Genomic DNA, 23819 nt, shown 5'->3' on the forward strand with positions numbered 1-23819 from the left:
TTCAGGCATTCACCGCCTCCTGAATCTTCAAAATCGCACGCACGAAAGCTTCCATATCCTCCTTTTCTCCCAGCATGGCGTGCTGCAGAATCCAGACCGCATCTGTCGCGCAGGCTTGTTCTGCCACCGGGCAGAGGGTCTGGCTGTAATCTGCCGTTTCCGGGATGGCGTAGCACATAAAGTTTTTGTTTTGAAAAAGCGGCTGCTTGTAGAGCGGGTGCGGGTAGCCCCGGAAACTCGGTACGCCTTCGGCCGCCAGCATGTCGGCAAATTCGGTTTTGGATAAACCTCCGAAATGGGCTGCGTCGTATTTGAAAATGTAGATATGATAGCAATGCAGCGTAATGTCCCCGCTCCGGGATAGTGGCGTAATACCGTTCACTTCTGCCAGCAACTGATTCAGGTACAAGCCATTTTCATTTCTCTTCCGGGTTTGGGCGTCCAGCCTTTTGAGTTGTTCCGAGAGTAGTACCGCCTGCATTTGCGTGATCCGGTAGTTGCAGCCCGGATTGTAATGATCGTACCATTGCCCGCCTTCCACGCGGCCCACATTTCTCAGCGAATGTATCATCGCATACAAATCGTCGTCGTCCGTAATTACAATGCCACCTTCGCCGGAAGTCAGATTTTTAGAAGACTGAAAACTAAAACTCCCTGCATGACCGATAGAGCCCAGTTTTTTGCCTTTGTACTCAGCACCGTGGGCATGCGCAGCGTCTTCAATCACTTTCAAGCCGTGCCGGGTTGCGATGTCCATGATCGCGTCCATATCACAGGCCAGCCCGCCAAAATGCACGGGAATGATCACTTTGGTGTGTGGCGTTATAGCAGCTTCAATAGCCGCCGGACTGATGTTGTAGGTATCCGGATCAATGTCAACAAAAACCGGAACGCAGTTGCATTCAATGACGGACGTGGCAGTGGTAATAAAAGTATATGGCGGCACAATCACCTCGTCGCCCGGCTTCACGCCGCACGCCATCAGGGCAAGCCGCAGCGATACCGAACCATTTACACACGTGATCGCATATTTGCTGCCGCAATAGGATGCAAATGCCTGCTCAAAGCGCTCAATCTCGTCACCACAATCCGGGTTACCCCATTTGCCACTTTGTACAATCCGGGCCACTGCCTCAGTCTCGGCTTCATCGTAAATCGACCAGGGAAATGTTCTGGTGACTGTTTTGGGTCCGCCGTGAAGGGCCAGCGTGGCGGCTGGGTTGGTAGGTTGCATGCGTGTACATTATTTGCTTTGGATGAAAACAGGGGAAGGTCCGGCCGGACCTTTCCCTGGGAAACAAACGTTGAGCAACAAGCTATTTAATGAGCCACATTTTAGAAAACTGGTCGTCCACAGCCGGAGTAAGCGAACCGACGCCCGCGTCATAAGCCGACTTGTTTTGTCCAAGCTCATTGCCCGGATAGCGGTAACGTTCAGGAAACTGAAACCCGCCCAGACGACCGTTGGCAAAAATATCCGGCAGCCTTGTCCGGCGCAGGTCGAGGTAACCTTCGGAAGAAACCAGGAACAGGGCAATCCATTTTTGTTCGGCGATTTTAGTGAGCTGCCCAGCTTTATCGGCCGGTAATTTTACAGCTGCCTGGGCAAGGTACTTGTCCACTTCTGCCTGGCTTACACCCCAGCGAAGGAGTGAGTTGGCAACTCCTTTGCGGTAGTAGGTGTCCGCGCTGCCGGTGATCAGTCCTTTTGCAGCAGCTTCCGCCAGATTGAACTGTACCTCGTCACTGTTCATGATCATCGCTCTCAATAATGGATGCTTGTTTTCACGGAACAGTTTTGAAAATTTCGATACCTTGAAGTTTCCTACCGTACCTCCGGCAGCCACATTATAGTGACCATTCCCATTTTTCCAGTCGGAGAGCATACCGGCTACAAAGCCCACATATACCTTATTAGAATCAAGCAGCACATCTTTGGTCGCGTACTGGGCTATGTCCGCGTTTTTCCGGTTGATATACTCCCAGGTAGAAGTATACGTGTAACCATTGGGATCAGTGGTATTAAAGGAAACGCCGTTTTTGGCAGGATCACTTGTCCATGGCTGTTCTACCGGGGCAAACCATACCTGCATGCGCGGGTCGCTCAGGGACGCAAGCCTGTCTACAAGCGTTTTGCAGGGGCGGCGCGTGTCAAAATTATCAATCGTACCCCAGCTCAGCGGTCCGCCTGTCCAGGAGTTTTCAGCGGTTGTGCCCACATATTCAATAGAAGCATTTTCAGCAGCCTCGGTCAGGAGCAGCTGGCCGGCCACCGCGGAAAGCTTCGCTCCCGCATCCGCCATTTTAGCAGACACATGCATGAGCAGCCTCAGCCTCAGTGAATTCGAAAACTTCCTCCATTTGGTACGGTCACCCGCAAACATCAGGTCGTAGCTTTCCGAAATGGGTTCAGTACCCGCATCCATCAGTACATTGGCCTCATCCAGCTCCGCAAGCAGTCCGTTGTAAATATCCTGCTGCTTGTCATATTTGGGATAAAGAATCCCTTCGCGCGCCTTCAATGCCTCGGAGTAATATACATCTCCGTAAAAGTCAGTCATGTAGGAAAAGAGAAGCACCCGGAAAATCTTAAAGATTCCCTGATGCGTTTTGGAGTTCCTTCCTTCCGCCAGCCCGATGGAGCCGTCGATCAGTTTCAGGATATCCATGGCCGTGTACATATCCGTCACCGGCGATTTGAAGTTTGAATAAAAATTATCGCCGCTCTGGTAGTTACTTTCCATATGCTGCACGGCACCCGGCAGCATGCGGTTGTCAAAACCCATTTTCTGGTAAAACAGCGTGGTCTTTTTAATGATCGAGGCCAGCAGGTAAGGATCATTCACAGACTCCACCGCATTTTTCTGCTGAAGGGAATCGTAGGTCCTGAGTTCGTCGTCGCTGCACGAGCATAGTCCGGCAAGAGCAACCAGGGTACATATTTTTAGACGTAATTTCATATCGGGTAGATGTTAAAAGTCGAGGGAAAGTTTGAAACCGTATGAGCGGATGCTGGGTAAAGTCGCACGCAGGACGCCCTGGCTGGAACCCACACCCGAAAATGCCGATTCGGGATCTTCATGCCGGCCCGATTTATTCCACTGGAAAAGGTTTCTCGCTACCAGCCCCAAGGTTACATTGTTCAGCTTGTACATTCTGGTCAAACCGATCGGCAAAGTATATGAAAATGAGATCTCGCGCATTTTAAAGTTGGTTGCGTCGTAAGTACGCGTTGCTGTAAAGTTCCATATAACATCGCCATAACCATTGTACGGAAAGTCGTAAAACGTATTTTTCGGATCGGCACCATTTACGATGTAATCCGAATCCTTGGCATCCTCGGGGTTACCTTCGTAATTGGGATTGAGAAAAACACCCTTTACATAGCTCGCATCCTGGAAATCGGACCGCTTGCCGTCGTTGTTGCTGTTGATGGCATCGTACTGGCTTGCACCGGCGGCCGGCCATACCATACCGCCATGGTCAGCATCCCGGCCACCTACCCACCAGGTATTGTTTTCGCCTGATCCCAGGGTACTGATCGCCCGGCCGTTCGACTCCAGGTACTGCTGGTTGACCGAAATGTACTTGCCGCCGGCGCGAAGGCTGCCGACCATGTTGAGAGAGAAACCTTTGTAGCGCAGGGTCGTATTTAATCCAAGAATAAAGTCGGGATTGAAGTTGCCCAGCTGGCCGCGGTCGCGCTCGTCAGCTGATTTCTGGATTTTACCCTCTTCACTATCCAGCAAAGGCATGCCTGCATATTGCCCGGATTTAACGCGGAGTATCGGGTTTTCTTCATAAATGTTACCAATGGTTTCCCCTTCCGCAATTTTCACTTTGGTTTTTCCATCATAGCTTGCAAACACATATCCGTTGGGAGCAAAGCTGTCCGACAGGCGCGTGATGGTTGCTTTGTAATGCGTAAAGCTGGCCGAAACATCCCAGGAGAAATCTCTGGTTTTTATGGGTGAAAAGTTCAGTCCCCATTCAAAACCCTTGCTCCGCACATCGCCGATGTTGGTGAGCAGTCCCGAGTAGCCGGTACCCTGTACCAACGGAATGTTGTCGATTTGGTTTTTCTGATCTTTGATAAAATATGTAAAATCAAACTTCAAACGGTTCCGGAAAAGCCATATGTCCACCCCTGCCTCCTGCGTCACGGAATGCTGCGCTTTGAGGTTTGGGTCAACAATGGTAGCATTAAGACTTACCGTGTTGATCGCTCCCCATGGACTGGGATCATAGCTGTAGGTATCAATGGAGCGCCTGCGTGTTAGTCCGTTTCCGACATCAGCAAGGCCCAGGCGGAACTTCAGAAGGCTGAAAGTTTCAGGCATCCTGAAAGTCTCCGAAGCCAGCCAGCTCAGGGAGGCAGAAGGATAAAAATAATGGATTTTTTCCTCGTTGAGAATGCCCTTCCAGTCGTTCCGTCCGGTTACGTCGAGAAACACTTTTTCATCCCATCCTACCGTAGCCGTACCATACGCGCTGAACGATTGGCCAGTTGTGAACGGACTGCCGGCTACCGTCATGGTACCTGCCTTGATGTTGGCAAGATTAAACAAAGAAGGTGAATTGAGGTCGCCGCCGGCAATTTCCATACTTGCCGTATTGGTGTACCTGTAATTACCACCACCTGCTACGGACAGGGATACTTTACCGAAGTTTTTATTATAGGTTAAAATCGCGTCGGTGTTCGCCTCAATACTGCTGTTATTACCCGATACATACTGCCCCAGCGGATCACCTTTTTCACCCCAGGACTTGCGCAGCTCATAGTTTTCCTTCACGTTTTCCATACCTGTACGGAGTAAAAGTGCGAAGTTCTCGCCCAGCTGCCAGTTGAGCTGCAGCTTTCCAAAAAAGTTGTCGCGGCCAAACCGGTGGATCTTCTCGTAAGTCGTCCACCAGGGGTTATTTTCCGAAACATCCACACCATTATCCTTCATGATCGCGCCATTTTGCAGGGCACCCTCAAAGCCGTCAAGCCAGTAATTTTTCATATCGCCCAGTGGCTGAAGATTGCTGGGAATGTTGAACAACAAACTGTTCAGCACGCTGTTGGAGCCTGTTGTATTGGCCTTGTTGGGATTGTAAGTGTTAATGTAGCTCGCATTAACCGACACCGACAGGCGGTTTGTGATGTTGTATTGTGAATTGAAATTGACCGACTTCTGCTGGGTTTTGGTATTCGGCATGACGCCTTTATTGGTCATATTGGAAAGCGATAACCGGAACGCACCCTTGTCATAGTTACCCGTGACGCCGATGTTGTTGGTGATGGTACTACCCGTAGTCAGGTAGGCCTTCACGCGGTTTTCATTGGACGAGCGCATGGGGCCGTTTGCCCAGGTTTTATTTTTAACATCCCAGTAATCTGCCGTGTAAGATCCGTCGAGTTTCGGGCCCCAGGTATCTGTATTGTCGTACTGCCACTCATAAGCACGTTCGCCCTGGCCAAACTCCATTTGACTGTCTATGAACTGGTAAGGTTTTTCAACACTCGCCATGGTTGAAAATGATACCCCCAGCCCTTTTCGCGCGCCTTTGCCTGACTTCGTTGTGATCATAACCACTCCGTTTCCGCCCTCGGCGCCATAAAGAGCCCCGGCACTTCCACCTTTGAGGATCGTGATGGAAGCCACGTCATTGGGGTTGAGCTGAGAGAGAATGTTCCCGAAATCAACACCATCTTTGGAGGTAAATGTTTGTGTACCAACAGGTATACCGTCGATTACATAGAGTGGCTGACCTTTGATCGCCACATTGGCATCGCCTGTTGTGGGCATCGCGGTGGTACCCCGGATATTTACCAGTACGGACGAAGTAGGGTCACTGCTGAGGCTGGTGAGGTTAACCCCGCTCACTTTTCCGTCCAGCGCCTTCATGAGGTTGGGATTACCGGCTTTTACCAGCTCCTCATTCTTGATATCACTCACGGAATATGCCAGCTTACGCGATTCGCGGGTAATGCCGAGGGCTGTTACCACTACTTCTTTCAGGTTTTCAGCGCTCGGGCTGATCGTCGCATCAATAATACTCCTTCCATTCACGGCTTCTTCCAGCTGCTCGTAGCCAACAAATGAAAACACCAGTACGGCATCCGGGGACGCCACATCGATGGAGTACTCGCCGGCAACATTGGAAGTAGTACCAGACTGGGTACCCTTGATGAGAACGTTTACGCCCGGCATCACCTGGCCGTCTTCCCTGGAAATGATTTTTCCCCTGACGACGCCCTGAGCCGAGGCATGACAGATAAAGGCCCCGACCATGATCATGGCCAGCAGGAGGCGCTTTACGGATTTGTGCATTGTAAAGTTTGAATTCATACTTATCGATGGGTAACGGTTAATATGGAACAGGGTTACAAATCAGCATCTTTCCCGGTGGTACCACGACCATTCGGTTGATGTGCTTCAAGCAGGCGATTAAAGTAATTTTCGAGGACGTCGGAGTAATTTTGCTGCTCTTCCCCGCTGGCGATACCTTCCAGGAGTTCAGACAGTTCTTCCGCGCTCAATTTGTTGCTGATCAGTTTATGAATCAGGGTTTCAGCGCGGGAAAGTGGCATTTTAGTAGCTGGTTTGGTATGCCTAGGATACTTTCGGCATACTGGTTCAGGCTACTGTCTGCAATATTTTTTTGGTAAGATCATGAATAAGCCTGCGATTTCAAAAAACGCAGGCCTTCAATGGCAATGGATTCGCGCGAGGGTTCCACCTGCCGCCAGATAGAAGCGGCTTTGGCGATAACTTTCACGTCCGGGGTAAATGATTCAATCACAATATCTCCTCCATAGGAAATGCTCCTTAATGCTTCCATGATCCTGGCCCAGTTGATCTGGTCTTTGCCGGGCGTGCCCCTGTCGCTTCCGGAGGCATGGAGCAGACCGAGGCGATGACCAGCCAGGCGGATGGCTTCGGCCGGATCTTTCTCTTCCACATTCATGTGAAACGTATCCAGGTGCACCTGCAGGGCTTCACTGCCTGTATCATCAATCAGGCGCAGCGCCTGTGCGCAGGTGTTTACAAAATCGGTCTCATAGCGGTTCAGCGGTTCCAGGGCCAGCTTTACGCCCCGCGACGACGCATAATCTCCCAGTATTTTCAGGTTTTCAACAACCATTGCATACTGCCGCACCTTTTCATCTTCAGGCACCAGGTCGGCCCGGCCTACTGCGGAATATACCGGCCCCGCAACCAGGCGGCTGCCGAGTACAGGTGCAATGTCGATTAGGGCTTCTACGTAGCGGAGACTTGTGAGCTGGTCTTTCCGGGTTCCGCGCAGGTCACGGCCCGGACCGGTAGCGGCACATACCGACCGGCAGGTCAATCCGCTCTCATCCAGTGATTTTCTGATAAAAGCAGGATCAATGTGGTCCGGATCTTCCAGTGCAATTTCAACAAAATCAAAACCCCATTCCCTGAACTTCGGAAAGTAAGAGACGCTTTCGTTTGTAAACGGGGATGAAAACAGATACGTGTTGATACCAAACTGCATAAAGAACCCGGATTTTGTCAGCGCTGCTGTGTAAAAATTCGTACGCCTTTTTTGTTTCCCGTCACAATATCGGGCAAACCGTCTTTATTGATATCCTCCACGGTCACATGCAATCCTACTCCTGAATCATTGTCGATGTCATGTCTGGTCCAGGAAGGTGTTTTGCCGGGTTTGTATTCATACCACACGATCACCGCGGGCTCAAACTCACCCGGGTCGTTGCCATTGTGGGCGAAATAACGTTTGCCCGTCACAAAATCCAGATTCCCGTCTCCATTGATATCAGCCATTTCCAGGCCGTGGGTTTGTGAAAAAGTAGTGTCAATATCATGGTGTGTCCAGCTTGCATTGCCCTGCGCATCTTTCGTTTGCTCATGCCACCAGATGCCATAATTATGCGCAGACGCGCTCAGCACGTCGTTGAGGCCGTCACCATTGAGATCCATCACATACATCTGCGAGCAATCCTTACCCAGGTCGGCCGCATGAAATTTCCAGTCGGCATCCTTCGGGTGCTTGCCGGCACCTCCGGCCGGACCTTCCCACCAGCCGCTTCTCACAAGTACATCTTTACGGCCATCGCCATTTACGTCTCCGTAACCCAGTCCGTGCGTATACATATGGGTTGAATTTTTCTCATCGCTGCTGATCAGGTACTGTGTCCACTGGGCTTCACCTTTACCGGGCGATTTCAGCCAGATCACCTTTTTGGCCGTCGGATCATTGCAAAGCAGGTCCATGCGGCCGTCGCCGTCCATATCCAGGAGCCGCGGAGACTCGTTTCCTACCGAGGCGTGGATGAGGTGCGTCTGCCAGTGGCCGGCCTTGTTCTTTGGATTTTCATGCCACATGGCTGCTTTTCCCGGCCAGTCAATGCGGATCAGGTCTATCCAGCCGTCCTGGTTTACATCCATGGCAAAGTCCAGGAAAGAGTCGCTGTAACTTCCGTTTACAATAAAAGAGTCGGGCTTGGCAAGCTCGTGCGCCTTCCAGTCGGGCGCCTCAAACCAGTATGCACCGGAAAGCACGTCTTTCTTACCATCTTTATTTACATCTCCCATAGCGGCACCTTCCGCTATAAACTTTTTGGTGAGCTCCGTTTTTTTGAATGTTACCGCACGTCCCTTTTTGGTCTGCGACATCGCGGGGCTAACCAGCGCAAGCATTAGCAAACTTCCTGCAAGTACTTGTTTTACAATAAATTTCATTATCAAGGATTTAGATTTTTTCTTAGAAAACAACATTTTACTTTACACCGAGCAGATAATCCAGCAATGCATAAAAATCCTTCTCCGGCAGGATATTCCTGAATTGATCGGGCATCACTGTGTATTTGGACGCCCTGTATTCTTTCAGGTCACTTTTTAAAACAGAAAACTCCTGACCGGTAAGATCTGCAAAAACAATGGTTTCACCCTCAGCCCGGCGGTAAAGACCGGTCATTGTTTTATCATTTTTGAGGGTAATGTTATAAGTCCGGAAGGCCTCGGTTATATTCCTGTTCGGATCGAGAATTTTTTGGGTCAATGCTTTTGGACCCCAGTTTCCAATCCCGTCGAGCTGCGGACCTACCATGCCGCCCTGGCCCTGAATCTGGTGGCAGGTGCTGCAATTTTGGCTGAAAATCGCTTCCCCGGCTGGCGTATTGGCAATATCCGGCTTGAATGCCGATAGACGGTTATCGATCAGTTTTTGTCTTTCCAAACGTTCATCGGCACCATTGGCCATGAATCCGTCCATCTGTTTTTGCTGCGTAGGCGTCGCATTGATCGCAAACCGCTCCCGCACGGGAATTTCACTGGCAATTTCCGGACTGGCCGCCTCATCTTTGAATGCACTCAGCAGATAATCAATGCCCTGTGAAGTATTGGCGAGCACCGTAGCAATCACAATTTGCAGGTTCCTTGCCCCGCTCGCCAGCTGTTTTTTCAGCACTTCGTATACCGGCGGCGACGCAGCCTGGCCCATGAAAACCGCCAGTTTTTCACGCAGCAAAGGCAGTTCCGACGGATCGCTGAACACTTGTTCCAGATCAGCCACGTGCTTTTTTGCATCCATATTCATCAATGCCCCGGCGGTCGCACTGCGTACTTTATAATCCATCCACTTGGTTTTCAACACTTTGGTTAGCTCAGGCTCCAATACATGCAGCTGATATGCTCCTGCGATGTCCGCAGCCGCCATGCGCTGGTCTGCAACCAATGCCGGTGCCACTGGCGGGATCTCCACCACCGCGGGTTCCAGCTTGCCGATACCCATCGAGCCGGTCGCCGAGCTGTCCACCACTTCAATATAGCCCATTTGTCCGGCGTATTTTCCGAGATTAAACGTGGTGTTTTTGATCAGATCTTTGAATTCGCTCGTTTCGGTCTGATTCAGGCGGTACTCCCCAACTGTCTGGTTACTATCAGCCAGTTTAATGCGCACCGCATTACGGGAAGTGCCTTTTTTCGAGGGTGCATTCTCAATATCATTATCAAACACATGCATGCTCAGCGATGCAGGCAGTTTGAACGGTACCGAATACAGCGCCGCCTGCGGAAGATAACCTGCGCCCTCGCTCAGCACAATGCGGAATGCCGGCATGATTTCCGTCAGAAAACTTTCGGAAACGGTCCAGGTATTTCCAGCATCAGCACTTTTACCTACTGGCTTATTTTTCCATATTTCCGTCTGCTCCGAAATGTCCGAAAGGAAATGCGAAGCCAGTTTTTGTCCCCATTCTTTCATTTTCGGTCCCGGCTCCGCGCCGCTCTGCCTGATGCCAACCTGAATGGTTTTGAAAAGGGAAAGCTGCGTAGCCGGCTGGTCGGGAAACTTGCGGTTGATGAGGTCAATGATGTTGTCCATCTGGTAAGGCGACGCGTACCGGCCAATGTATTCGAGATTATCGACGAGCATATCCGCCGGCAAATCGTGCGTCAGCGTGTAGTTCAGCACAAACGAAGCTGCCGCAGGCGACGGCGCATCGAGCAGTGCGCGGGTGAGCAATCCCAGCTGGGCGTCATTCCATTTCATGCCCGGCAGCCGCCACATCACACTTTTATCCCGAAGATTATTGCGGACGGCCAGCATGGCCGTGTAGTGCAAATGCGTGTCCTGCGGATCTGTTTTTTCGTACAATGCCATCAGTGGAGCCAGGTTGGCTGCGGCCGGAAAGCGGTCGAGCACTTCGGCAGCGGTGCGCCGGATAAATGGATCGGGATCTTCCAGCGCATGGATCGCCAGTGTGCGGTGAGCGTCGGTCAGCTTTTCTTTTTCACGTAAAATCCTGAACGCATGCATGCGCACATCTCTTTCCTTGTGCGTAAATGCGCCAGCCAAGGTTTCGTCGTCCAATGCATTAAGTCTGTGCAATACCCACAGGCCATGCACATACACCGGCGCTTCGGCAGGGTTTGACGCGAGCAGATCCTTCACAGGCCCGATCGCCTTTTGTTGCCACGTATCGACGATCCGGTCGGCTACTTTGAGGCGGGTATTTAGCTGCGGATGCGTAAGTCCTTTCAAAAGTGCAGGCAGATCGGCCTTTGACCAATCGGTGACGGGCATATCCTGGTGAGGCTCGGTGCCTTTGTAGGTAATTTTCCAAATCCGACCGCTGATCCGGTCACGGCCAGGGTGGTTCAATGCCACTTCATAATGTCCGATGATGCGATTGTAGAAATCGGCGACGTACAATGCACCGTCCGGTCCGAGCTTCACATCCACCGGCCTGAACCACGGATCGTTGCTTACGAGCAGCGGCTCCTGTTTGGAAGAAACCGGCGTGGAGCCGGTATAGGTGATGGTATTCCGGTCAATGCGGCAGGTAACCACGTCTCCGGTAAAGAAACTTTGGCGGTACTTTTCAGGGTATTGGGTACCTGTATAATACACGAGCCCTGCCAGTGCTGTGGAGCCGAGGTCATAGCTCATCATGGTCGGTGCAAATCCCAGCCCGACAGGTGACTTTTTACCAAAATGCGGGTACTCACCTCCGAAAATCAGTTGTGTAATGGGCTTCGTATGACAGTCTACCGAGTACAGGAAGCCTTTTTCATCATATGCATAACCAAACGGATTGACACGCCCGAAGGTCGTCTGCTCCACGTGACTCCCATCCGTTCTCATCCTGAACGTATTCCCTGACACCATCCTGATCGTGTCGCCATCGGCCCCGGCTACATTGGAAGTGTTGGAAAATCCGTGACAAAGATGCAACCAGCCGTCATATCCGCGCACGAGGTTGTTGACCATGCCGTGCGTATCCTTATGCCCGAAATTGGCGACGAGTACCTTGCGGCTGTCTGCCTTGCTATCGCCATTTTTATCTTTGATATGGTACAAATTGGGAATACTGTATGCGATGGCGCCGTCAGCAACCGGCATGATGCCGATGGGAATATTCAGGCTGTCATCAAAATGCGTAAAGGTATCTGCCCTGCCATCCCCGTTTTTGTCTTCCAGAATGGTAATCCGGTCTTTGCCCTCCCCCTCTCCCGCCGCCACCGGGTACTCCGATGACTGCGTGACCCAAAGCCGGCCGCGGTCGTCGAACTCCATGTTGATGGGCTTGGTAATGTCGGGCTCGGAGGCGAAAAGGGTGACTTCAAATCCCGGCGGAACTTTGAACGCCTGCCGCTCCTCTTCCGGGGTTCTGAACTGACTTGTACGAATGTGTTCAGCATAAATGTCGGACGTTGTGCCGGTGGCCGAAGCTTGCTTTGCGGACGGATTCCGCGGCGAGCTGCAACCCTGGGCGTAGAGTAATAACGAAGCGGCAACCAATGCTGCACCGGACCTTCTAACCGTGTTGGATGTGAACATACATGACGAAAGGTTTTTTGATTTTTTCAAGGTTCAGGAAAATGCATTGTGCAAATGCATCAGAGTTAAAACCGTCAAAACCAGTGTTTTTACTGCGCATTGACAATGTTTGTTCATAAAAAAACCCCGGATATGCCTATCCGGGGTCAAAACTGGAAAGAAGACTTTTCTAATTTTTAACCACCTTGAAAGTTCTGACCGAACCATCCTGTAGTGTCAGCTTTACCACATAAATCCCGGCAGAAAAACGTGACAAATGCATTACGCCATTCCGGTCCACATCACGCGTCACAACCACCTCTTTGCCCTGCGCATCAACCAGACTGACGGATCGAATGTCAGGAACGATCGCGGGATGAATCGAAAGTTCGCTGACAAACGGATTTGGAAAAACATGGAAAACATCTGACCCTTCCCACCTTACCTGCCGGATCTGGCTGAATGCAAATGTACCGTCCTGATCGACCATTTTGAGGCGGTAAAAATTGGCTCCGCTCAGTGGGCGACTATCCGGATACTGATATTTTTCCAGAGAATGCCCGCTTCCGTTTGCGGCCACGCTGCCGATCTGCGACCATGTTTTTCCGTCCGCCGCACGCTCGATTTCAAAGTGATCCGCATTGATCTCCGACGTGGTTGTCCAGTCCAATGCAATGCTGTTTTCCTTTGCAGCCGCCCGGAAGTCGGCGAGCTTCACGGGCAATGCACCCTGACCATTTACCAGCGAAACGACGCGTACGTTTTTACCGGCCAGGTTTACGGAAACAAAATGATTGGGCAAATCCCTGACGCTTGCAGCATCCGCGCCGATGTTGGCATTGAGCGTGGACGAGTAGCCAACCTGTAAATTGTTTTCATTAATTCCATTCAGCTCGGCAGGCAGATACTGCACCCCCATTGAACCCGAAAATGCGACCGGATTAGTGAAAGTGTACACGCGCTTGATGGTCTGGACGGGCGCGCCGGCAGCTGGCTGACTGGAGACCTGCAACGTATTTCCGATCAGGTTCAGATTAGCAGACGGCGTCATCACCAGTCCATTCATGGACACAATGGTACCGCTTTTGATATAGAAATGATTGTTGGCGACCAGCTGCGCCAGCGATGTCTGGAACGAAAAATAGAGTAACGTTCCGAAGAAAATGAGTGACTTTTTCATAAATCGTGTGTGTTATTTTTTACCTAAAAGAGTGCGTCTTTTTTTACGAAAACTGTCTTTGTCCATCGCCGCTACCTGCTGCTTCAATGTCGCTACCTCGATTAGCAGATCAGTGTTGGTGCGTTGCAGTTCTTCCATTTTTAAATTCCGGCAGGCGGTCGTGCCAAGGATAAACCCATCATACACATACAGCCGTGCCTCGGGCGATTGTGTACCGATGCCTACCTGCGCAAAAGCCGCAGACCCTAAACACAGCAGAGCGGAAAAACTAAAAAGCCGCAAGGCGATCACCAGCGGCTTGGGAAAGTGGAATTGAAGTTTTGTTTTCATTTTGATCCGGGAAAGATTCGTGAATCGATAAACCTTTCGAATCTGCTCCGGATCAACCGAATTCTGCAAAATGAATGAATGAGTGGCTAGCGCTTTTTATTTACAGGAAACATGCACCGATGACTACTCTGAAATCCGGATCGGGAGGTCGATCCAGGCCAGGCCGATGCTGCGGTACATGTGGTCAATGCTGGTACCTTCGGCGGCGTCGTACAGCAGGGCCAGGCGGCTACCCACCTGCGCAACTGTCGGCATTCCGATCGCTCCTTTGGCCCAGGACGAAGCTTTTGCATCCATGACAACGGCTTTGTCGGCGGCATTCCAATGGTTGACATCCTTAGTCCAGTATACCCAGATCGCATCGGTGTACTCCTGCCGCTTGTCGTTGATGCCGATGTGGTTGGTGAAGAGGTACCAGGTTTTATTATTTTTATCAAAAAACACAGATGAGTTTTCCACCTGCTCGCTCAGCGGGAAAATCGGCTTTTCCGATACTTCCCAGGATGCATTCAGATCTTTGGTACGTGCCATGCCAAGTGTCCTTTTGATGCCGGTTGCATCTTCGGTCGCCGCACTGAAAAACTGGATAAACGTACCTTGATGCTTAACCACATAGCCGGGGCTGGATGTAACTGTATAGTAGCTGTCTTTTTTAGGTGGAAATGCGACCACATCGTATTGCTTTTCCCACGGTCCCCGGAGGGATTTTGCCCGCGCTTTCATCGTCAGATATGGAAATGCCGGAATGCGGTAGGGCGGCGGGGTCGTATTGGGTGTACCGACGTAGAACATATGCCAGTATTTACCGTCGCGGATCACCCAGGGTGAGGAGGCGCTTTTTGCATCGTTACTGCCCGGTGCGCCGAGTGAAAGGATCGGACCTTTTTTCTCCCAGTTGATCAAATCCTTGCTTTCAGCCAGGCAGGCGACCCAGCCATCTTTGCCGGCTCCGTCATAAAACAGGTACCACGTATCGCCCTCACGATTAAGCACTGCTTCCCGCGCCCCGTATGTATCGCAGCTGTCGGGACCATCCCGGTACATCAGCACAATGCCTTCTTCCATGCACGCGACGCGGCGGGTGACGCCGGGCCGGCCGTCTATATACGTCTGCGCAAAAGCAAGACTGCATTGAAATATTAACATCAATGCGGATACGATGCAGGCCTTTTTCATTGAGCGCGATAAATATAATTGGCACGTCCAGCCGGAGCCGTATCTCCATGCAGCCAGAAATCCATAATGTTGCCCTGCTCCTGCATATTGTCGCTCCACTTAAACTCAAAATCCGGTTCACCGGTAATACCCAGCAGCGACTTCGGAATCCTTATTTCGAGTTTGTTACCTTGTACGGCATAGTCCGCCTCCCCTGCCTTTTGCCAGTTCCAGGCAGCATCCGTCTTTTCAATAATGCTTTTCTGAGCCGGACTCAGGCGGTTAACCACCACGTCATAGCCTTCCCAGCCGGTGTTTTTATTTTTATCCGTATCAATAAAAAGCCGCATCCAACCCGGATCCGTTTTCGGCGTGAGGGGCGCGGCAGTCTCTGCATAGAAATAAATATAGTCCTGGTCACGGGCGACTTTGGATAGCACAATATCGTTGCGGCCTGTTTTGTCCTGATACACCAGACTACCCCAGCCCGGACTGTTGCGCGGGAGGGTATTTCCCTTGTAGGCCCTGAATGCCGGCGTGACTTGCTCCCACTCGCCAAATTTGCCGTCCATCGCGATCGTTGCCGGAGGCGACACGGGGGCCGGAGCCGGCAGTCCTTTGAAGCGCCGGATATTGGCAGCCATCTGGTAGTAATAATTATCGCCATGCCCTCCCTTCATGGGCTCGATGTCGCGGCTGCCTTCCTGATCAAACTCGTCGGGGAATGCGTTGGTTTGCTGCTGCCACACATCGTACCGGCCGGCGATCCACTCGTTCCATCCGGTAATAAAAATCAGCTCGGGATTGATCTCCATAGCCCTGTCAAACTGTTCCTGAAAATTGTAGCCGTAGTTAACCGCACCCGGCTCTGTAATCTGTCCATTCTTGTTCGTATAGCTCCGTCCGAACGAACCCGTCGCATTCAATGCAGTAAGCCCCCGCTCTTTGGTCCAGTTTTGAGCTACGCCCACAGTCGCCTGCTCAAAGCTGCCGTCCGGATTCTTCTTAAAGCCATGCTGCGGATGAATTTCAAGCCAGCCCCAGTGATCCGGTATTTCAGGGCCTTTGTTGTACACCGGCTGGCCGGGACGGAATGTGAAAAATTCTTTCAACTCCTTTTCCAATGCGGCATTCGCCGGTTTGTCTTTCAATGCAGTCGCAAAATCCGGCGAGCCCATGATCAGCGGCTTGCCTTTCCAGTTGAACCAGAGATCTTTGTATTTTCCGGGCTTGTACAGGTCTGTATAAATTTCGCGCAGAATTTCCTTCCCGCCGTCACTAACCCAAAAAGGCAGCATAAAAGCAATCTGCGGGGTTTTTACACCATCTTTCCTGGCCTGGCTGAACACCTCGCAGAGTTTCATGTAAGATTCCTTCCAGGTGATATTTCCATTGGTACAATCAAAGATGATCATATCTACGCCTGCATCGGCCAACATTTCGGCATGTTTGCGCAGCACCCAGGCATCGGTATCTACGTAGTAACCAAACAGCGGCTCAGCCCAGAACCACGGACTTTTCCGTGCCGGCCAAATGGGGTTGTTATAGTCATGAACTGCCTTAGGATCACGTGCCAGGTATTCGGTGACATTCAGCGCAGGATTGTTTTTGGCCTGCTGCGTGTGCCAGGTCCAGTAAAAAAGGCCCACAAATTTGTCCTTTTTCAGCGGCCCGACCTGCTGGTGACCAGGCAGCTTCCGACCTACGGCATCCGTAGCGGTTATGTCCCCAGAGTAGCTTTGAGCCCGGAGGTGGGTGGTGATCAGGGTTGTCAGGAATAGTAGTAAGTACTTCATTTGGTACAATTTAGGCGTTTTGATGAATGGTTGGTCCGTTCAGTTTGCTGGTGAGAAGCGTTGTCCCTGGGAGCTCCTGGTGGCCGCATCTGCCCTTCGACTGCGCTCAGGGTGACAAAGGTGAGTGGTGCCTTCTCAAATAGGTAGCATTGCCAAGGGCTTTGTCAAAAAGTTAGCACTGCCAAGACCCCTTATCAAGAAGTTAGCAAGTCTCCTTGTCACCCTGAGCGGAGTCGAAGGGCACTCACTCACAACTGAACCAATTCCCCACTCCCATTCGATCATTCAATCATTCAATCATTAAAAAGTTAAACCTCCCTCCCGGCGCTGCGTCGCCGTTTACGTACCAGTCCAGGGGTTCGTCGTCGGCTTGCATGTTGTCGGACCATTTGAATTCCAGGTTGAGGGGTGTGTTCAGGTTTTTCAGGCTGCTGCGCGGGATGGAGATCATCATGCGGTTGCCCTGTACCTGGTGCGTTACCTTTCCTGCATCGCGCCACTGATTGCCGCGGTACTCCTGCAATGTGCTGCCGCTTACCACGCGATAGTCATAGCCTTTCCAGCCGGTGGAAGGTTTGCGGTCGGTATCAAGGTAGAGGCGCATCCATTTGTTGTCGGTATTGGGCGAAATGCCGGCAGCAGTCTGCGCATAGAAGTAAAGGTGTTTACCATCCCGCGCCACTTTCAGGATATCAAAATCATTGCGGCCGGTTTTGTTGACGTACATCATGGCAGGTTCAGTCTGGGCACCGGGATGGTTCCTTTCCCGGGTATCTCCGGTGTAGTCGCGGTAGGTCAATGCAACGTCCTTCCAATCGTCCAGCTGCCGGATGGTTTTTGCCTGTCCGGGAGAGGGATTGGATTCAATGCCTTTGTACCGCCGGATGTTGGCGACCATTTGCATATAATAATGGTCTTTAAGGCCGGCCGTCAGCGTAGGTTCGATATCCCGGCTGTACTCCGGGCTCGCCTGGTCGCAGAACCAGGAGTGTTCCGGGTTTTTGTCGTGAGTTTCAAACTTGCCCGCGATCCATTCATTCCAGCCGGTGATGTAAATAAAAGGTGTGTTTTGCTGAATGGCATAGTCCCATTGTTCCTGAATGTTATAACCCTTAAGCATATCCGTCTCCGGATTTCCCATCGTGCCCTGGCGGTAGCTGCGGCCCCAGTTGTCTTTGTTCCCGTAAAAAGCCGAACCGCCCATTCCCGCGGTCGGATTGGGGTGCTGGGCTACCGACACGTTGATGATCTCAGGCTCACCTTGCAGATTATAATGTACCTTCTGAGGGCGGGTAAAAGATATCCAGGGCCAGCCGTTCTTTTTCTGACCTTCGGTCGGCCACTGTGATTCCCGGAATGTAAAAAACTGCTGAAAGTCCTTACCCCCGGCCTCTTTGGAAATCCCTATGATGAGCGGCTTGCCGTCGAGCTGGTACCAGCATTCGGGATGCCGGTAGGGCGCGTTGTTTTTGTAAAAAATATCATAAGCCTCCTGCATCGTCTCACCCGACTGTGTGTTGGTATAAAAAACAATTTTCGGAGGATTTTTGCCCTGCGCACGCACGGCATCCATGGCTTGCATAAGCACATCGGCCTGCTTTCCGTAAGTCAGACGGTTGGTGGCGTCAATGACCACAAAGTCTACCCCGGCGTCGGTAAGGAGCTGCATGCTGCGGAGATGTACCCAATAATCATCAGCCTTGTAATAACCGTAAATCGGCTGGCCCCAGTAGTACATGCCCACGCTCCCGCTTTTCGGATCGCCGCCCCACTCGGGATGGTCGAAGTCTTCGAGTACTTCGGGGTGTTTGCTTACGATTTCGTGCAGGTCCCAGTGGCGGGCTGGCGCCGTATCATGCCAGAGAAAGTAAAAAATTCCCACCTGCCGGTTTGGTTTGGGATTGCCCACGGCATCGTTCAGCGGCAGCGTCCGGCCGAGGTCATCGGTACCTGCCAGCGGCTGTGCGAGGGAGGTGGTGGTAATTAAGGTGAGTAGCAGGATCAGGGGTTTCAGCATTGTGGTTGGGTTTGGATTGATGGTGGCTTACAGTGGGATAATAGCATGGAAATGCTTCTGGGCTGCCGGCCGAAGCACTACCATGCCGCTGGATGCCAGGCAGCCGGAGAATTATTCCAGCCATCCCGGGTTCTGCCAGTCGGAGCCCGACAGCCCGATGACCTTGTTGACCTCGCGCTGATCAATGGGATACATCAGGTATTTGTCCTGAAAGCTGTTGCGATTTGTGAATTTGAAACGTTTGTAAACCCATGCATTGCCATTTTTTGTGATCCGCATACCTGTTACAAACCGGTCCGTTTCGGGAAGGATTTTCCAGCGGCGCACGTCGAAAAAGCGGTGCTCTTCAAATGCCAGCTCAATGCGGCGCTCATTGCGGTATTTTTTTTCAAATGCATCTTTGGACAGGCCCGCAGCAAATCCCGGCATCCCGGCCCTCGCCCGTACTACATTCACCGCCTCGCGCGCGCTCAGCGTCTGCGATCCTACCGGCACAGGTACGTCGGCTCCTGATGCCTGGTAGGCCGACTCCGCGAAGTTCAAATAAAGCTCTGCCAGCCTGAAAAGCCTGATAGCACCGTCAGCATCATTGTTCTGACCGGATTTATAGTTGTTGAATTTTCGCAAATAATACCCTGTCCGCGTAAACTTCCTGTTGATATCCGAAATCTCCTCGGCTCCGCCCACAAAAGTCTCGACCTTTTTACCCTCAGGCTGATCCAGGTTCCTGACAGCTCCATTGTAGTAAACCGACGCATAAAACCGCGGATCGCGACCGGCATAGGGATCCGCCTCTTTATACCCCGAAGCCGCATTGATTACGGGAACGGTGCGGTTGGCATCGGAATAGCCGGTAACCGGCGCCTGGCCGTTTGCCATTTCATAGGCATCCACCAGGTCCTGCGTGGGGCAAGGGCCTGTCCTTTCCATACCCGGATTGGTAGGCATACCTGCAAACCGCCATACCTGCATGGCATCCCCTACATGATAAATCGTCTCCTTGTCCGTAGCACGCTGATCATTGGAGCTTGTAAAAAAGTAAAGTGCATACGCATTCTGCGCGATAGAGGCGGCCGGCTTTTCATCAAAAAGCTTATAACCATTTGCAAGGCACTGGCCCAGTGCCTCCGCATTGATCTGCACGGCCTTTTGCCAGGTATAAGTCCCGTCCGACCAAAGCGGACTGGCAGCATACGTAACCGCCTGCGACTTGATTGCATAAGCCACTGCCCGGGTCATGATGCCGTACTGGTTGTCGTAAATATCCCAGGACAAACCGTCGCGGGTGGCCGGATAAGACAATGCTTTGTCACAATCTGCCAGGATAAAAGTGACTACCTCCGAGAAGGTTGCCCGCTCGTCTTTCGCGAAATCATGCCCGATTTCCAAAGGCTTGTCAAAAATGGGCACCCCGCCGTACCGCTTGATCAGCTGCAGGTAGTACAATGCACGCAAAGCATGTGCCTGCGCTGTCCAGGAAGCCTTTTCACCCTCAGGAGCGTACAGCGTGGCCGTAGCTATATTTTGTATAAACACATTGCATTTACGGATACCCTCATACAGGTCACCCCACGGACTGCCGTCGGCCGAAATGTCGCCGTAAGTGAGTGAAGTCACATTTCCGCCATACCATACAATGTATTTTGATGCCGGCGTCACATCATCCGCATCCTGCGCTTCGTCCGTGTAGGAGGCGCGGTCCATGTAAGGTTTGGGACAATATCCATAGCAGGAGTTTAGGTAACCCCGGGTGCGGTTATAATCACTGAAAACCTGGTCCATCGTGATCCTGCCGTCAGAAGGAAGGTCCAGCTGCTCGTTGCAGGAGAGCAGCATGGCAGCCAGGGCTCCGGTAAGGAACAAAGCATTATATTTTTTCATAAACGTAAAGGTTCAGGTAAATGGAAAATCATCAGAAAATCACGCTGATACCGGCATTGAACACCCTGTACACGGGAAACGTGGCGTAAGTACCCTCGGGTCCGTAGTCGCTGGATTTCATTTTATCCCAGGTAATCAGGTTCTGGCCGCTGAGAAGTATGCGGATCTTTTCGGCCAGGATTACTTTCGAAAGGCTCAATGGGAGCGTGTAGGCCAGCTCTACGTTTTTCAGCCGCAGGTAGGAACGGTTGGAGGCGTAAAAGTCACTGGCTTCGTGGTTCACGGTACGACCCAGCGAAAGTGCCGGCGAAGTGATCTTTTCACCCGCTGCATACCGCTCAGGTGTCCAGGCATTGCGGTGCAGCTCGCCGAACACGCCGTCGTAGTCGGTTTCATAAACACCCTGTCCTCTTTCAATCGTCATGTATTTGCCCACTCCCTGAAAAAGCACGTTGAGCTCCAATGCCCTGTAAGTAATACCCCCTGATATCCCGTAGCTGGTGCGCGGCATTCCGTTGCCGATAGGGGCCTTATCGCGCTCGTCGATCTTGCCGTCAGCATTCAGGTCGCGGTATCTGAGATCGCCGGGGCGCGGGGTACCGAAGTTATAAGCCAGGCCGGCGTTATCGATGTCAGCCTGTGAGTTAAAGAAGCCGTTTCCATTGCTGTAATCAACCAGGTAGCCAAACTCCTGCCCGAAGGAATAACCCTCCTCCCATTTACGGTAAGCATAGTCTGCGGTGCGCAGAGCTTCGTTCCAGTTGACAACCTTATTCCTGGCGTATCCCAGCAATCCACCCACGTGAAAGCTCAGGTCTTTGCCGAGCGTCCTGCTGTAATTGACGGTAAGGTCCACCCCTTTGTTTTCAAAAGTCCCGGTATTGAGGCGCGGGTAGTTTTCCAGCGGGATGCCCTGGTACTCGGGAATTGTTGACAAAGCACTGATAATCATGTTGCTCATGCGTTCCTTGAACACATCTGCCGAAATGGTAAGTGCATTGCCGATACCCAGGTCCAGGCCATAGTTCTGCTTCATGGATACTTCCGCCCGGATGTTGGGATTACCTACCTGACCTTCTTTTACTACATATTGGAGATAAGCAAGCGGTCCGCCACCCGCTACGGTTACATTGTCCAGGTAAGCAAAGCGGGCCAGACTGCTCATATCATTGGCGGTTTTGCCATACGATGCCCTGAGTTTCAGGAAGGTCACCAAGACATTGTTTTTTAAAAAAGATTCATTGGAAACCACCCAGCCCGCCGAGATGGCCGGTGTGGCAGTATACCGGCTGCCGCGTGCATACTGCTCTGAGCCTGAGTAACCGAGGTCAAATTTGAGGAGGTAGCGGCTGTCAAAGCTGTAAGTAGCCTCAAATCCTGAACTTACCCGGTTGTACGGCAGCATTCGGGCGGAGTCGGTTTCTGCCTTGGTCAGATTCTGGTAAAACATATAGGCCATCGCCCCTATCCTGTGCCGGCCAAAGTCGCGCCGGTAATTGGCGGCTATGTTGTATGTCAAATGGTAATAGTACGAGTGTCCTTTGCTGTAAGCCAGCGGCGTGTTGTTCTGTGCGCCTTTTTTCACAAATGAAACCGAGGTCGAATCATTGGTGCGGATCCACCGCTCATAGTCCTGCCGGGTAGCAAGGCTCCCTACGGAGTTGGTCTGGTAAGCAAAAAGACCCGTCAGGTTCAATCCTTTCGTCAGGAAACCCATATCCAGGTCAAGACCAAACTGGGAGGTAATATTAGTCACCGTATGGCGCACGTAGCCGGTCCGGTTGAGCAGCCCATACGTGGGGGAAGCGACGCGCTCGGTTGTAATTACCTGGCCGCCCGCATCCACTACTTCGCCCGAGGCATCCATAACCGGCTGGGTTACGGGACCATACATCGTAGGCGGAAGCTGAAAAATGCTGCCGTAAATCTCTGCATTGCCGGCCCCGGGTGTACGCTCACGTTTTACATTTCCGCTCAGCCGCACAAATGCTTTCAGGTAGCGGTTGAGGTTCATGTCCACATTGGAGCGGTAGTTGACCCAGATGTTGTTTGCATTTGCATTGTAGCGCGTCTGGTCAGTTTTGAACTGCCCTCCCTGGTGCATGAAGTTGATATTGGAATAAAACTGCACTTTGTCGTTACCGCCGGTCACGTTCATACTGGCGCGCTGCATGGTCGCAAAGTCCTTCATGAAATGCTTGTACCAGTTGTTATTGGGATAAAGTTCAGGGTTGCTCCCGGAGCGGTACCCTTCTATCTGCGCCGGACTGAAAAGGTAGTTGGGTCCGTGTCCGTCATTCAGCGCCGCCTGGTTCCGCATGGCGGCATAATCGGCCGAGCTGTAAAATGCAGGAGTGGTTGTCACCTGCTGTACCGACTCGTCAAATCGTGTTTTGATCTGCAAAGGTCCCTTGCGGCCGCGTTTGGTGGTTACCACCAAAAGACCATTGGTACCCTGTATGCCGTACAATGCCTGGGTGGAGGCATCTTTGAGCAGGGTAATGCTCTCGATCTCGTTGGCAGTGATATATTCCAGGGTCTGCGCGCTGTTGTAGGAATTGATAATACCATCAATCATCACCAGTGGGCCGCTCTGCCGCCCTACCGAAAGTCCGCGTATGTTCAGCTCGGTAGTGGCCCGCGACAGTTCCGAAAACGATTCGTAAGTAGCGAGTCCCGCCAGGCGGCCGGGCAGGGTCTGGGTGAGGTTGGCTACGGGTGCCCGTTCCAGCTCGTCTCCTTTCACCGTCGCCACTGAGCCTGTAATCTCACTGCGTTTCTGGCTGGTGTAGCCCAGCTGTATCACTTCGTCCTTTCTGTGCGGGTCACGCAGCAGGCGCACATTGAGGTCCTGCTTGTCGGTTACGGAAAGCCTCACATCCTGAAATCCATAGAGCGAAAAGACTAGTGTGCTGCTCGCATCGTCAATGCTCATTGCAAACTCGCCTTTGCCATTGGTACTGGTACCGTTCCGGCCATTTGCTGAGGTGATGGCCACACCGGCAAGCGGTTTGCCCTGGTCGTCGGTGACGGAGCCATTGATCGTGGCGGCAAGGTCCTGAGCAGCAGCTTCCCGGCCGGTAAGTATTACCAGGCTCAGCAGCAGCATTTGTATGGTTTTAACCAAAATATGTTTCATGTTAAAGATCGTCTAATTCGGTTTGAA

General features: G+C 51.9%; 14 protein-coding genes. All 14 read right to left on the bottom strand.

The genetic code is table 11. The features are described from left to right. Position 1: 1 nt before the first annotated feature. Complete coding sequence (locus HWI92_RS15150; protein ID WP_204656745.1) at positions 2–1234, bottom strand: DegT/DnrJ/EryC1/StrS family aminotransferase; 1233 nt, start codon at positions 1232–1234, stop codon at positions 2–4. 82 nt (positions 1235–1316) lie between these two features. Further along, complete coding sequence (locus tag HWI92_RS15155) at positions 1317–2960, bottom strand: SusD/RagB family nutrient-binding outer membrane lipoprotein (protein WP_204656747.1); 1644 nt, start codon at positions 2958–2960, stop codon at positions 1317–1319. 12 nt (positions 2961–2972) lie between these two features. Beyond that, positions 2973–6317: a SusC/RagA family TonB-linked outer membrane protein gene (locus HWI92_RS15160; RefSeq protein WP_229248048.1), complete on the bottom strand. Its 3345-nt coding sequence runs from the start codon at positions 6315–6317 to the stop codon at positions 2973–2975. Between the two features lie 53 nt (positions 6318–6370). Further along, positions 6371–6577 (bottom strand): hypothetical protein, encoded by a 207-nt coding sequence (locus HWI92_RS15165; protein WP_204656759.1) that lies wholly within the window; start codon positions 6575–6577, stop codon positions 6371–6373. A gap of 80 nt (positions 6578–6657) precedes the next feature. Beyond that, complete coding sequence (locus HWI92_RS15170) at positions 6658–7506, bottom strand: sugar phosphate isomerase/epimerase family protein (RefSeq protein WP_204656762.1); 849 nt, start codon at positions 7504–7506, stop codon at positions 6658–6660. A gap of 17 nt (positions 7507–7523) precedes the next feature. Then, positions 7524–8714, bottom strand: coding sequence for an FG-GAP repeat domain-containing protein (locus HWI92_RS15175; RefSeq protein WP_204656764.1), 1191 nt, complete (start codon positions 8712–8714; stop codon positions 7524–7526). 37 nt (positions 8715–8751) lie between these two features. Beyond that, positions 8752–12315, bottom strand: coding sequence for a PVC-type heme-binding CxxCH protein (locus HWI92_RS15180; protein WP_204656766.1), 3564 nt, complete (start codon positions 12313–12315; stop codon positions 8752–8754). A 169-nt stretch (positions 12316–12484) separates the two neighbouring features. After that, a complete protein-coding gene (locus tag HWI92_RS15185) occupies positions 12485–13474 on the bottom strand; it encodes a T9SS type A sorting domain-containing protein (protein WP_204656769.1) in 990 nt (329 codons plus the stop codon). A 12-nt stretch (positions 13475–13486) separates the two neighbouring features. Continuing rightward, the gene (locus tag HWI92_RS15190; RefSeq protein WP_204656771.1) at positions 13487–13804 is read right to left on the bottom strand and encodes an OmpH/Skp family outer membrane protein; all 318 of its coding nucleotides are present in this window, start codon (positions 13802–13804) and stop codon (positions 13487–13489) included. 123 nt (positions 13805–13927) lie between these two features. Then, complete coding sequence (locus tag HWI92_RS15195) at positions 13928–14980, bottom strand: glycoside hydrolase family protein (protein ID WP_204656774.1); 1053 nt, start codon at positions 14978–14980, stop codon at positions 13928–13930. Beyond that, positions 14977–16755, bottom strand: coding sequence for a hypothetical protein (locus tag HWI92_RS15200; protein WP_204656775.1), 1779 nt, complete (start codon positions 16753–16755; stop codon positions 14977–14979). Before HWI92_RS15200 ends, HWI92_RS15195 begins: the two co-directional genes overlap by 4 nt. 289 nt (positions 16756–17044) lie before the next feature. Then, complete coding sequence (locus HWI92_RS15205; RefSeq protein WP_204656777.1) at positions 17045–18772, bottom strand: hypothetical protein; 1728 nt, start codon at positions 18770–18772, stop codon at positions 17045–17047. 111 nt (positions 18773–18883) lie between these two features. Further along, a complete protein-coding gene (locus HWI92_RS15210) occupies positions 18884–20653 on the bottom strand; it encodes a RagB/SusD family nutrient uptake outer membrane protein (protein WP_204656779.1) in 1770 nt (589 codons plus the stop codon). A gap of 31 nt (positions 20654–20684) precedes the next feature. Continuing rightward, complete coding sequence (locus HWI92_RS15215; RefSeq protein ID WP_204656788.1) at positions 20685–23792, bottom strand: SusC/RagA family TonB-linked outer membrane protein; 3108 nt, start codon at positions 23790–23792, stop codon at positions 20685–20687. Positions 23793–23819: the final 27 nt, after the last annotated feature.

It is taken from the genome of Dyadobacter sandarakinus (assembly GCF_016894445.1).
GTDB lineage: Bacteria > Bacteroidota > Bacteroidia > Cytophagales > Spirosomataceae > Dyadobacter > Dyadobacter sandarakinus.